Below are 13500 nucleotides of genomic sequence, written 5' to 3' on the forward strand. Positions count from 1 at the left end.
CGGCCTCGCATTTCAAATACTGCCATTCGGACCTCCCGCAAATGAATCGCGGAACGGTCTTTATAGTGACGGCCCGACGCATCGCCAAGACGGGCTCACGCCAAAAAACCCATCTGGTCCAACCACTGCGGTTATTTTGCAACAACTGCTGGTGGAAGGTTTCGTCGCGGGCCCGGGCTACGATCGAGGCGCACGTAGCGGCGGTCCGTCGATGCCTTGATACCCAATTTCTCATAGACCCCGTGCTCCGTCACTGGTCGACAGGCTCCAGGGCGAAATCGTGCCGAGCTCGGGATCATCGGGAGTCAAGGCATGTGCCGAGGACGACAAATGGCGCCTCAGCGAACTTTCTTCCGGTGCATCCGTGTCGCGGTCGCCGGATCATTTTGGTCGTCGCGCCACGTCGGATGTGGGAAATGCACCACAAAGTCGCCATTGTAGGAGGCAACCGCCTCGTTGAACACGAGGTTCCCAACCCTTCGCCAGTTCTTGAAGCTACGCCTTTCGCGTATGGGGAAGCCGTGCGTTTCTCCGTCGTCCGTCACGTCGATGTCGAACGACAGCTTCCTTTTCGGCGCGGAATCTCCGGCGTCGTAGATCTGCGCCATGATCTCATCGCGAAAATCGAGATCCGCGCCCGCAACCCTCGGCTGTCTGTCATTGACGCGAAGACGCATGAACGTTGGGGCGCGGGTCGCCTCGCCGGCGGGTTTTCCGAGTTCGGCAACGGGATAGAGTTGGCGAATGCTGGGCTTGCGGTCGACGATGGAGAAGACGATGCCGGTGGTCAGAAGCACCGCCGCGCCTAAGCCACGTCGCCACACCGTTGTGTCAGGTGCGTTGCGGAGTTCGGCGTCGTTGATGGTGCTAGTGTAGTCACCGCCAATGTCCTGCTGGGTGATGAAGTTGGCTGTGCGCAGAGGCGCCGCATGGTCGCTGTCCATGGTCGGAAACAATTTTCCGACCATGGACAGCGAACGCGACCGCCCACGCCGGGTCTCGGTGCAGCATGTGGAATAGCGCGCAACCACAAGTGCCTGGCTGCCTCGCTGGAAGTAGCCGGAATAGCCTGTCTCCTCGGAGATGGTCCACATGCCCGTCAGGCAGATACCATTTGGATGCAGCAGCCGCCGGTAGCCTCTATTGTCTGGCCCCCAGCGCAAATCCGCCGAAGAATCGATCGCACGCGCGGTCGCATCGCGGAATGCGTAGGCACGTCCGAACGGCAACAAGCCGCTCAACACGCTGAGCAAGGTAACCTTGTATGTCGGCAGGGCGGGGCCGCCAGTCTCGCCCCATCTCTGCTGATAAGGGTTCGCGAACAGCGCCTGCCTGACCTCGGCAAAGCGTGAGCCCGCATAGGCCGCGTCTTCGGCCGAGAAGGCCTCGTTGAACGGCGCCTCGCCGCTCATGTCAGGTGCTGTTGCGCGGCATTCATCCAAACACTGCCTTTCCGGCGGCTTCGCCAAGCGACCTGTAGCTTTCCCATTGGTCGTCGTCGAAGAACTGGTCGGCGGTCGATTGGTTGGGGAAGGATGGGTGCGTCGCCGCATAGTTCAGGACGTCGGCCCGGACCTTGGGCGCCAGACTGGCCTTGATAAGCAGCAGCCAGCTGCCCTTATCCTTGTCGTCGGCATAGGAAACCCACGCCAGGGCCGCGCCGCTGGCACTGTCGCGTTTGATCTGTTCGAGCCCGCCGATCGCCTCGGGGTGGCGAACCAGCTTCTTGATCCAGGCCGGGATCGTCGCCTTTACGGCGGCGGCCGCGCATCGAGGCCGACCCAGGCGCTGGCGCCCGGAGCGGCTGGGCTCGGATCGAGCCAGTTGAGTTCGGCGCCGAAATCCAGCCGCACCTGGCGCATCAGCACGGCAAGGTCGTCCAGCTGATAATTCTGGTCCTGCCCGCCGTCGACGGCGATGATGAACGGCAGCCTGCGGCGGATGAGCTCGTAGAGGCTTGTGTTGTCGAAATGCCCGCCATCGCTCAGATACCAGCGCCTGGCCGAAGGCCCTTCGAAATAGCCGCGCCATTCGTTGAAAAGAATGGTCTGCACCGCGAAGATGGCGGCTGGCAGTCCCTTGATCCGCCGCCAGAGATTGGGCGGGTAGCGCCCGGGACGTTTGCCGGCATTGATACCGCTGTTCCACCAATAGCCCAGCCGCACATTGAACAGGCCGAACAGAAGCGACATCGGCAGGCTGCCCGTTCGCCCGGCGCCGGTGGACAGCGAAGCTGCCGAAATCCCCATCCAGTGCCCGAGGCTGAGCTGCTCGACCGTCGCGGTGTCGCCGTCGGAGGTGGCAAGCACATGGAATTTGTGCGGATCCGGCGCCACCGGCAAAGCGCGGACATTGATCTTGTTGTCGGGCAGGCCGGCCGTCTCTGTTTCCCAGATCGCGTGGTACTGCCGCCCGACGCTGATGCCGCCGGGGCCCAAGCACATCGGCAGGCTCTTGTTCTGGCGCAGCTGCCGTCCGGAAATATGGTCGACCGTCTGGTTGACGCACACGCTGATCAGATGCAGCGGCCCACCCTTGGCCTCGGGATGGTAGCCGCTGAGCGGCGTATCGTCATTGTCGTCCGAAACCTGGACCGGAACCGGCGAGGCCGTACCCTGCGGATGCACGCGAGCATCGTTGGAGGCACCGAGAAAGGCGCGCGTCAGCTTCTGCGCCAATTGTTGCTGCAGCGAAGACAGGTTGACGAAATTGATCGCCCGGCCGAGAGCCACGGATGTAAGCAGCGCTGCAGCCGTCAGCCAGACACCGAAGACCGGGCCGCCATACCTGTCCTCGAAGCTCGCATGCGCGACGACGTCGAGCGCCAGAAACAGCAGCCCCGCTAGCGAGAACGCCAGCAGCGGAATGAACAGCCGGCTTGGTGCCACGCCGAGGCGCTCGGCCGCCTGCTCGACTTTGCTTGGAGCAAGCGCGATGACGATTTTGCGCAGGAATGGCACCAGCGGCGCGATGACCAACAAAACGCCCATGCTCGGCGCGCCGCTGGATTTCCCGATATAATGCGCCAGCGTATCGAGGATGACAAACACAAGGCTCGCCGCAAACAGCAGAAGTGAACTGCCAAGCACGCGGGCCAGGCGGTTGCGATAGAGTGCGGCCAGGCCGCGTTGTCGCGTTTCTTCCTTCCTCAGATCGGCCGCGGCCTGGGCGATGGCCGCCTGCGCGGTGGCGACCAACGCGGCTGCCGCCTGGGCGGCAGCCGCCTGAGCAGCGGCAGTCTGGGCGGCGGCGGTCGGGGCGACAGCAGCCTGGGCGGTTGCAGCCTGGGACGCGGCGGCCTTGGCTGCCGCGGCCTGCCGGAGCGCCTCGGCTTCGCGCTCCTCGGCATCGTCGTGCAGGTCGCCTGGCTGGTCGAGCCAGCGCACCGCATCCTGCCACAGCCAGGCCAGCAATAGCACACCGATGGCGATCAGCCCCCAATTGCCGGTGCCGGTCACGCCGATCGAGGCAATCGCGCAGCAAAGCAGGGTGGCCCATAACAGCAGGGCAAACACCGGGTAAGGCTGTTTTGTGGGCATGTTGGACGTCAGCCAGTAGCCACCGGCGGCCGGCAGCACGGCAAGCGCCAGCACCGCCGCCGACACCAGCCAATAGGGCGACACCGCAATACCATGGATCGCCCATCCCGTTGCGGCGAAGATCGAAAAATGATCCGAGATCCAGCGCAGTGCGCCGAGCAGGCCGAGCACCAGCGCAGCCACGCAGAACAGTTCGGCTGCCAGGTTTCTGGCAATTACGGCGACATTGGTTTCGAGATCCGAGCGGCCGGCGCTGACGAGGTAGTCGGCATGGCGCCGAAGCCACCAGATTTCCGGCGCGTTGGTGTCGCCGAGCACTGCTTCGACGCGCTCGGCCTTTTTGGGGACGTCGTCAGGGATGCGCGTGTAGAGTCGGCCGAGAAAGCCGCCTATATAGCCCCCGCCCGAAACCGTTGCCAGGAAATCGACCTTGCGCAGGATTGGCAGCATTGGCGTGGCCGCCAGGGCCTGCAGAACACCGAGGCCGTAGGTGGCGCTGCGGATGCCGCCACCAGACAGCGCCAGCCCGATGCAGTCCTGCGGCAACTTCGTCTGCACCAACCCCACCGCCGTCTTCTCGCCGGCGATTTCGCGCCGCGTATAGATCGCCGCGGCCTCGAGTTGTTCGATTTCGCTCGGATAGGCCGGATAATCTGCCAGGATCGTGTCCGCGGCCTTCTCGGCGATCATGAACACCGGGGTGACGATGAAATATCCGGGGATCTTCTTGAAGACCGACGCGTCAACGACCCTGAGCCCAGCGACGCCATGCACCTGGAAGCGACTGTCCAGCACCGCGTTCTTGTCCCTTAGTGCCACGACATTCTCTCGCCAGGGATCGGCCCCCATCCGGCAGGTGCCGCAGGCATGATGGCCCCAGGCCTCGTCCTGCACCCATTGCTCCAGTTTCTTGGGATTGTTGGCTATTGCCGTGCCGGGCTGGATCTCCGCCTTCATTCCGGTGATCTTGCCGTTGATCTCGCGCATGCGCTGGACGATCTCGCAGAGCGCGATCAGGTCGGCATTGCCTCCGGCCTTAGGAAAGGAATTGAAGTTGATCTCGGGTACGTCGAATGGATCGGCGCTGAGCAGGTTGACGGTGCCGAGATTGTTGTTGGTGTAGGCTTTCAGGATGACCCAGGTCCAAAGGTTACGCTGCTCCGTGGCCGCGCCCTTGGTGGCCCGGAGCAACTCGTTCGACCAGTTCCAGTAGTAGCCCCGGAAGGCTGCCGGCGCGCCGAAGACGAAGAAATCGGGATTGTCGGGCTTCGTGTTGACCTTGGACGACATCATCATCGCCAGCGCGCCGCCATTGGTCCCGTAGAGCCCGGTCTTGTCTTTATCCCATTGTACCCACAACGGATCGGTGGGGTCGCCGGGCTTGAAGCTCGCACCTTTCAAGGTGGAAAAATCCTGCTTCATCTCGGAGACGATGCTGACCTCGTAGCGGTCCTGCAGGTTGAGGCCGACGCCTGGAAGGTTCACCACCGGCGCAACTGGCTTTCCGGCGCTGTCGCGCGGTCCGGCAATGCCGAGTTTCTTCAATTTCCCGACGTCGCCGATACCACTCAACATCAGCAATTGCGGGCTGTTGAAAGAGCCGCCGGAGACAATGATTTCGCGTTTGGCGAAATAGCGCTCGATAGTTGCGCCCGATGCCGGGTCGTGGCGTTTGCTTGCCTTGTAGAGATACTGGCCGCGCGCGACCTCCACTCCGATCGCCCGCGGCGCCGAGGCCTTGCCGTTCCTGTTCTTGCCGGGTTTGTCAAAGATGAGGCGCATGGCATGCGTACCCGTCATCAGCACCAGCCGGTCCTGGTGCAGTTGGGCCACCTTGAGCAGCCATTCGCGTAAGCCGTAGCGCTGCTCGCCGTTGGTGCCGATCGACAGCAGCGTCGGGCGGGCCCGGGTCTTGATGTCGTCGGCGCGCACGTTCGGATCGAGAAACTGGATGATCTGCAGATGCGCCAGCGCGCGCTTGAAAGCCGAGCGTTCGTCCTTGCCCGCGAGCGCCGACCAGATGACGTTGAACAGGAGCTTGAGCAGCGTGCGGTCACCGCGCGCTATGCCCGCAATGACGATCGGGTCGATGAAGCTGGTCGGCTGCCAGCCTTTTGAGCCGTGTCCGTTCGGGTCGAGTTGCCGGCGCGGGTTGATCAGGGTGGCAAAGACCTGGATAAGCCACAGCAGCCAGCCGAGAATGCGGCCGAGAAAACCCTTGTAGACATTGTAGTAGAGGCACTGCTCGATCTTCGGAAAATAGCCCTGCATCGTCTCCGAACGCCAGCTGTCGTCACCGGTATAGCTGGCAATCTCATCCCAATCGCTGTCGTTGGGGCGGATGATGATCATCGCATGATGCGCGGTGCAGCCGCCGAGCGCGGCCGCCCTTGGGTAGAAGATGCCACCCTTGCCGCTGCCGCCATTGGCCGAGGGGTCCTTGGCTTTGTTGTATTTGGCGTCCCTGGCCTGAACGGCGTCATTCTCGTAATGGCGAACCGAGAAGTCCCAGCTGGTCGCCGCATCCTCGGTGGCGGCGCCGTTGTAGGCAGGGACGGCGTAAACCTCTTGCGGCTTTGTGCTTCCGGCTGGCGCCGTATCGAGCCCGGCCTCGATGACCAGTACCCGCCTGCCGCTCAGGGCAAGCCGCGCGGCAAGCGGGCCACCGCCGGCGCCGGAGCCGATGACGATGTAGTCGAATGGCGTTGAATCGGGTTTTCTTGCGTCCTCGAGCGCCTGCTGCAAGTCCATTGCCATGTTCGGTTGCCCCCCAACCAGAGAAGAAATCAGAGCGTCGCCAGGAAGGCCTTCAGCTGCTTCTTCTCCTCGTCACTCAACGATTGCGCGAACCAGTGCCCGCGATCCAGCACAAAGTCCGGACACTTGCTGACCCGCATCAATGGAGCTGCCGCTTCAGCCTCGAACGCCTTCCAGGCACTGCCATCCTTTTGCGACAACTGGTCCTTGTTGATGCGCAGGAAGCCGCGCGTCATGCCGAACACCGCCCGCAGGAGATCGCCAGTGGGCGCTTCCGGATTGAGGTTCATGATCAGGTTCACCGGTGTGCCGGTAGGCACCGGGCCGAGCTTGATGCCACCGAGCTTGCCGTCGACGAAGGCATTGGCCTGGAAGCCGGTAAAGGCGAACAGTCCAGCCAGTGCGAGGAAAACCACGGGGCTGACCCAGCGCTGGTTCTGCAGCGCGAACCAGAGCAGCGCCGCCGCGGCGGCCGCAATCGCCGGCACCAGCCACAGCGAGGGGTAGACCGTATCGAAACGGCTGAGACGCAGAAGCACTGCCACGAGCACGGCGATCAGCGCGAATGCAAAGCCCGCATGGCGCGATCGACCGACGAAAGCCAGAATCAGCGCCGCCAACCCCAGCCCACTCCATAGATACGTGGTCAGGAACGACGTCCAGAACGGACCGATCACCCCGGTGACAAGGGGGTGGATGAAGCGTGGCGAAAAGTCGATGAAGCTGGGCTGGGTCGTTCGATAGATGAAACCGTGGTCGCCTCCGGCGAGCGCCATCTTGCCGCGCAGGTCACCATCGAGGCGCACGGGGGGCTCGCCTCGCGCTTGTCGGGCCACAGGATCTTGTCGATACCGTCATCGAATGCCTTCAGCCGGCCAACCACCGACGGATCGTGCGTGTACTCGCCGAGCGCATTGTTGTGCAGGAAGGGGGCTGTCGCCCACAGGCTGATCAGCGAGGCGGGTCGGTAGTATCCGGGGCCACCGGCCGGCGGCGCATAGCTGTCGTTGTTGCCCCAGGCATCGACCGGCTTGCCGGAGAACGGGTTGAAGAAATGCACCTCTCCCACTGCGGGCAGGTTCTTGTAAGTCTCCGACGAGAAATTGTCCCAGACCTGCCCGCGCATGGCATTGGTCGCAACAGCTCGCCCCGAATTGGTGCCGACAAGGGTGACGGGCACCCGTATATCGGTCGACAGGAAATTGTCCTTGATGAACGGGTCGGACTGATCGGACGCCTGGCTGGCAAGGTCGCTGATCTGCTTGACATAGTCACCATAGGCCGGGCTCTTCTTGAAGTTGTCCCAGTCGGCGAAGTCCATTGGTAGCGTCAGCGCCGGCGACGCATTGGGCGCAAGCACCTGCTTGTCGGCCCAGTCACGCGCAAAGCTGAGCGAGAAGCCCGCTGGCTGCTTGCTCGAATGGCACACCGCGCAATTCTGGATGAACACGCCGCGCCCCTTGCTGGCATCGGCGCGCTCGGCTTCGATGCGGCGTTTTCCATCCCCCGTATCGGCAAGACGCATGGGCTGCGTGACGGTCTCGCCGGTGTCCTTGGCCACATATCTGAAAAAAGCGGCCATATACGGAATGCGATACTTCTCCGCGGTGCGCCAGTAGACAGAGTTCTTCAGCGCCGTCGCCACAGCGAAGGGGCGTTGCGGCTTGAAGCCAACCACGGTGTTGTGCAGACGTTTCCATTCCTCCGAATAGGTTCCGATGTTCAGGTAGACGCGCGACAGCGCACCGAAGACGCCGACGCTGTCCGAGCCGTCGAGCAGCACGCGCGGCGTGTGCCGCGGGTTTGCCGCCGACTGCGGATCTTCGACGCCGGGAATGAGCAGATTGGAGGCGCTTTGCTCTTCTGGCGGATTGGCCGATGCGCGGGCAAGGCGCGCCGGAAGATCGAAGATCGCGGTGATGGTGTTGGCATTGTTGATGTGGTCGGTGCTGACCAGCGAAGTGTCGATGGTGCCCGGCTGCTGACTGGCAAGGAACTGATAGAGGAAGCTGTCGGCCTTCTTCAGATTGGTGAATGTGGCCACCGGCTTCCAATACTGGTCGCCGATTGTGCTGGACAGATTCGACCAATCCGGCTTTTCGGGATTGGCCGGCGGATTGAGCGGATGCGGCGCGATGTGGCAGAATCCGCAGGACATGCTGACCCGGAAAGGCCGCACCAGATTGGGGTCGGCGTTGATGGAGGAGTCCGTGTAGTAGTTGTCGCCCTTGGGGTTGTTGGCGATCTCCTTCATCCACAGATCGCGCGCCTTCTGCGCGGCGTCCGTCTTGCCGAAGAAGTTCGGATTGGGAAACAGCCGCAACCCGACGATGCCGCTGGCGTAGCCGTAGACTGTCGGATCGACACCATCGTCGGCGAGTTGGGCAAGTACCTTCTCATAGAGCGCCCGATCGCCCGGCTCGAACAATTCACGGCCGGCGTGCGTATCCGGCATCGCAGGGCGAACAGCCGGCTCGGATGCGCCGGAATCTGTGTCGCTCGAAGCCGGCTGCAGCTTGATCTTGTCGCCATCCGCCTGGTCGAGATAGAGCCCGAGTATGGTCTTGCTTCTGTCTGTTTGGGATTTCATACCCGGCTGGTTGATGAGCCCCGAATCCGCAAACCGCGTGTCGCGCTTGCGCGAGTCAAGGAGAACGAGGAAGTCGGCCAATCCATAGCCGTGCTGCTGTACCCAATCCCAGAACACCTCATTGCCTTCGCCCCAAAGGATCCAGGTGTTCTTGCCGCGAATGGCGTCGCGGGCTTCCTTCGAAACCTTACCTCCGTCGAGATAGTTGAATGGCCGCGTGTGCCGTCGGGTCCCGGTACCTTGTCGACCTCGCTGAAGAGGTTGCGCTGTTCGGCCGGAAAGCACTGCTCGGGCCGCTTGCTGATGGGTGTTCCTGCCTCAGTCATGCCGCCCTGTGCCTCGTCGGGCGGCGCGGACAGATCGATCTGATTTGGCGTGTCGTTCCAACCTGGTTGCGATTGCGGCGTCAGCGATGCGGCAGGATAGTCGGCTGGGCCACATACTGCCATGCAACTGGACGCCATGAGCGCCGCGAACGCCAGCGATACTTTGCGAAATTCTCTGGCAGCCGGCCAAACACACCCAAGTTTCGATCTTACCAGATCAAGCATAGCGTCCCCGTCCAGAACCCTACTTGTCCAATCAAGAGCAATATCGGATTTCAAAATCTTTAACTAAATCAGGCTCCTCGCCTTCCTGCCTGTCTGCCAGAAGACATCCATCGATCTCTGGAAAACCATCGCAGCATGACCAAGATCCCGCCGCGCCTATTGGCACAGACGGCCCACCTGTCGGTTATCACTAGGAATATTACAATGCCGCAATACTTCATCTAACTATAAATACGCCGAACATGGCAAGAGATTTCTTGCGCCGCTCCCGCGCCAAGCACGGTCACACCAACATCGAGTTTGATTCGTACTCCCCGACCGGGGAGCGGGAGGCCGATCGGAGGACCACTGCAATTCCCGCTTGTGCCCGGCGATCGAAAGCGCGTTTGTCAAAGCGTCACCGCCATTCGACGAAACAGCACCTCACGGCACGACGAGATAGGCCTTCTGGTCGGCAATCGCGATCGTCACGTCGGTACCGGAATTGAACTCGACGAAGTCGACCTCCATTCCGTCGCTGAAGATGACGCCACCCTTGCTCAGCCGCGAGGACACGACCAATGGCCGGTCGCGGGTGATGACGCCATGGACGAGCGACACGCCCGTCGTGTTGCTCGGAAACGGCTCGCGCACCGAGAAGAACAGCTGCTCGCCTTCGCGGTCGTAGCCTTGCGGCGGCACGGTCGGCACGGATGTGTCGCCATAGGCCGCGCCAGTCCGGCAGCACCTGCCATGACCGAACGCAGCCAGCCGGTGGAGCCGGCGCCGGTCGAAATGATGATGCCGCTCGACGATTGCCGCTCCGTTCTGCCGCCATAGGTCAGTTCGTAGCGGGCCGAGACATGCGTCGAGGCGCCGACGAACAGGTCGTTGAAGGCAATCAGCCGCCTTCCGTCATTGGAGCGCGCCTCGGCCATCACCACCGCCTGGCGCTTCGCCTTGCCGGAAATCGTCAGGTCGAGGACCTGTTCGGTGTCGTCGGCATTCCACGGCAAGAGGACGCCGTCAAAAAGCGCCGGATTGGGATTGACGCCGATCAGCGGCTGGTGCGGCAGGTATTTTGCCGTGTTGGAAACCAGCCCGTCCTGGCCAAGCGCAATCACCACATCGGAACCGAATTCGAACCGCGGCACCAGTTCGCGGTCGAGCCGCAACTGCTTGAGCCCCCGGGGCAGCGAACCCATCACCCGGTCGAGCGCGCGATAATAGATATCGTGCGCCGATTTGACCGGGTCGAAATTCATGCCGGCTTGCCGGAGGTAGAACCGGGCCTGCCCCTGCGTGTTGAAACGCGCCGTCAGTTCCTCAAGCTCGGTCTTGCGGGTGACGACGATCACCCGGTCGATCGGCCTGTTGCCCTGCTCGCCGCCCACCGGCTAGATCACTTCTCGGTCTTCGCCGGCGCGGCAAGCTGGCTGAGCGCGCTGGTCAGCATGTCGGGAGTGATCGACAGATTGCCGACCGAACCGCCCTTCTCCGCCCAGGCCTTGAAGGCCATTGCCGTCAGCACGTTGGCCGGCGCCGACGAATAGACGGTCAGTTCGAGCTGCTGCGCCTTGGCGGCGGCCTCGGCCAGCGTCAGCTTGTTGCGCGCCTCGGTGTCGACCAGCAACTTGTTCCGCTCGGCCAGTTCGATCTCGGTCGCCAGTTCGCTCTGCTTGATCTCGCGCTCTTTCTCGACAGCATGCGCCCGGCGCGCATAGATCGCCTCGTCGGCCTGCCGCTGCAGCGCCTCGCGATATTCGGTCTGCAGCGCGTTGCGGATTTCCGGTGTCGGCTGGACCGAGGTGATATGGACCTCCTCGATCGACAGGCCGGCGGTCGAGGCTATCGGATCGCCGCGCAGCAGCTCGGCAAGATTGCCGCCGAGCTTGGTCACCTCCGCCAGCGCCTGTTCGAGCGTCATGCTCGACACCACGGCCCGCGCCCGGCTCTGGATGGCCAGCACCAGGCGCTCGGCGATCTTCTCACGGCCGTCGCCGGCAATGTCGGACTTGCTGAGCCTAGCGCTGAAGTCGAAACCTTCCGCTGCCTTGATCGGATCGACGATGCGGTAGCTGACGGAGCCCTGGATCGCCAGATCCTGGAAATTGGCCGTGGTTTCCGTGAAGATGAACGGGTTGTCGAGCGACGTCACCGGCACCATGGCGATGGTCGTGCCCAGCGTGCCGTACCAGAAACTGATACCGCGGCCCTGCTCTCGAACCTTGCCGTTCTTGAAGCGGACGATATGATACTCAGGCGTTCCCTTGAAATAGCTGATGAACATGCAGGCCCCCCAAGGTTCTCAAAATAACCCGCTCGCTATCCGCGATCCCTGAAACGGTTGGTGATGGGATAGCGGCGGTCGCGGCCAAAATTCTTCCGGGTGATCTTCACACCCGGGGCCGCCTGCCGGCGCTTGTATTCGGCGATGTAGAGCAGATGCTCGATGCGCGTCACCGTCGCCCGGTCATGGCCACGCGCGACGATGTCGTCGACGCCCATCTCGTTCTCGACCAGGCATTCGAGGATGTCGTCCAGCACCGGATAGGGCGGCAGCGAATCCTGATCGGTCTGGTTCTCGCGCAATTCCGCCGACGGCGCCTTGTCTATGATGTTCTTCGGGATCACTTCGCCCGAGGGCCCGAGGGCCCCCGGCGGCACATGGCTGTTGCGCCAGCGCGACAGCGCATAGACCTGCATCTTGTAGAGATCCTTGATCGGATTGAAGCCGCCATTCATGTCGCCATAGAGCGTGGCATAGCCCACTGACATCTCGCTCTTGTTGCCTGTCGTGACCACCATCGAGCCGAACTTGTTGGAGATCGCCATCAGGATGGTGCCGCGCGCGCGGCTCTGCAGGTTCTCCTCGGTGATGCCTTCCTTGGTGCCCTCGAAAAGCTGCGTCAGCGTATGCAGAAAGCCTTCGACGGGTTCGAAGATCGGCACGATGTCATAGCGGCAGCCGAGCGCCCGGGCGCAATCCTCGGCGTCCTTCAGTGAATCCTTCGACGTGTAGCGATAAGGCATCATGACAGCGCGCAGCCGCTCTTCGCCCAGCGCGTCGACGGCAAGGGCAGCGCAGATCGCCGAATCGATACCGCCGGAGAGACCAAGCACGACGTTCTTGAAGCCGTTCTTGTTGACGTAGTCCCGCAGGCCCAGCATGCAGGCGCGATAGTCGGCCTCCTCCCGCTCGGGGATCTTCGACATCGGCCCTTCCGAGCAGACCCAGCCGTCATCCCCGCGCTTCCATGTGATGACATCGACCGCTTCCTCGAACTGGCTCATCTGGAAAGCCAATGTCTTGTCGGCGCCGATGGCAAACGACGCGCCGTCGAAGATCAGCTCGTCCTGGCCGCCGAGCTGGTTGGCATAGGTGATCGGCAGCCCGCATTCGATCACCTGGCGGATGACCACCTGGTGACGGACATCGATCTTGGCGCGATAATAGGGCGAGCCGTTCGGCACCAGCAGGATTTCCGCCCCGCTTTCCGCCAGCGATTCGCAGATGCCGACATCGCCCCAGATATCCTCGCAAATCGGAATGCCGATGCGCACGCCGCGAAATTGACGGGGCCCTGGATCTCGGGCCCAGCCTGGAAGACGCGCTTTTCGTCGAACTCGCCATAGTTCGGCAGATCGAGCTTGTAGCGTTCGGCCAGGATCTTGCCGCCATCGGCGACGATGACCGAATTGTGCGTGCCGCTCTTGCGCTTCAGCGGCGTGCCGATGATGACGCCGGGGCCGCCATCCGATGTGTCGGAGGCAAACTCCTGCGCCGCCTTTTCGCAGGCCTTCAGGAAGGCCGGCTTGAGCACCAGATCTTCCGGCGGGTAACCGGCCAGGAAAAGCTCGGTATAGAGCACGAGATCTGCGCCCTGGCGCGCGGCATCCGCCCTCGCCTCGCGTGCCTTGGCGAGGTTGCCGGCGACGTCGCCGACGGTCGGGTTGAGCTGGGCGATTGCGATGCGCAGTATGTCGGGCTTCTTGGTCATGCCTGCTGACTTAGCGCGGCAAAATTCGCCTCGCAATGGCGTTCGTTTGGACCACCCCACACCATTGATATTCTCAATCGTCT

6 protein-coding genes and 1 pseudogene are annotated in these 13500 nt (G+C 62.6%); all 7 read right to left on the reverse strand.

Annotation, left to right across the window (positions count from 1 at the left end; all coding sequences use genetic code 11):
- Positions 1–338 precede the first annotated feature (338 nt).
- Complete coding sequence (locus HB778_RS33115) at positions 339–1412, reverse strand: hypothetical protein (RefSeq protein ID WP_183459991.1); 1074 nt, start codon at positions 1410–1412, stop codon at positions 339–341.
- 339 nt (positions 1413–1751) lie between these two features.
- A complete protein-coding gene (locus tag HB778_RS33120; protein WP_183459993.1) occupies positions 1752–6296 on the reverse strand; it encodes a GMC family oxidoreductase in 4545 nt (1514 codons plus the stop codon).
- A 673-nt stretch (positions 6297–6969) separates the two neighbouring features.
- Positions 6970–8886, reverse strand: coding sequence for a hypothetical protein (locus HB778_RS33125; RefSeq protein ID WP_183459995.1), 1917 nt, complete (start codon positions 8884–8886; stop codon positions 6970–6972).
- 974 nt (positions 8887–9860) lie between these two features.
- Entirely contained in the window at positions 9861–9992 is a 132-nt protein-coding gene (locus HB778_RS42940; RefSeq protein ID WP_280515937.1) for a hypothetical protein, read from the reverse strand.
- The gene (locus HB778_RS33130) at positions 9977–10810 is read right to left on the reverse strand and encodes an NAD+ kinase (protein WP_183459997.1); all 834 of its coding nucleotides are present in this window, start codon (positions 10808–10810) and stop codon (positions 9977–9979) included. Before HB778_RS33130 ends, HB778_RS42940 begins: the two co-directional genes overlap by 16 nt.
- Positions 10811–10818: 8 nt before the next feature.
- Entirely contained in the window at positions 10819–11706 is an 888-nt protein-coding gene (locus HB778_RS33135) for an SPFH domain-containing protein (RefSeq protein ID WP_183459999.1), read from the reverse strand.
- Positions 11707–11741: 35 nt separating this feature from the next.
- A pseudogene (locus tag HB778_RS33140) lies at positions 11742–13417 on the reverse strand (NAD+ synthase).
- Positions 13418–13500: the final 83 nt, after the last annotated feature.

Origin of the sequence: Mesorhizobium huakuii (assembly GCF_014189455.1) — a bacterium.
Lineage (GTDB): Bacteria > Pseudomonadota > Alphaproteobacteria > Rhizobiales > Rhizobiaceae > Mesorhizobium > Mesorhizobium huakuii_A.

What these genes read in the sequence shown, in the direction of transcription:
- HB778_RS33115 (WP_183459991.1), bottom strand. Translation starts at nt 1,412, where the DNA reads ATGAGCGGCGAGGCGCCGTTCAACGAGGCCTTCTCGGCCGAAGACGCG.
- HB778_RS33120 (WP_183459993.1), bottom strand. Translation starts at nt 6,296, where the DNA reads ATGGCAATGGACTTGCAGCAGGCGCTCGAGGACGCAAGAAAACCCGAT.
- HB778_RS33125 (WP_183459995.1), bottom strand. Translation starts at nt 8,886, where the DNA reads ATGAAATCCCAAACAGACAGAAGCAAGACCATACTCGGGCTCTATCTC.
- HB778_RS33135 (WP_183459999.1), bottom strand. Translation starts at nt 11,706, where the DNA reads ATGTTCATCAGCTATTTCAAGGGAACGCCTGAGTATCATATCGTCCGC.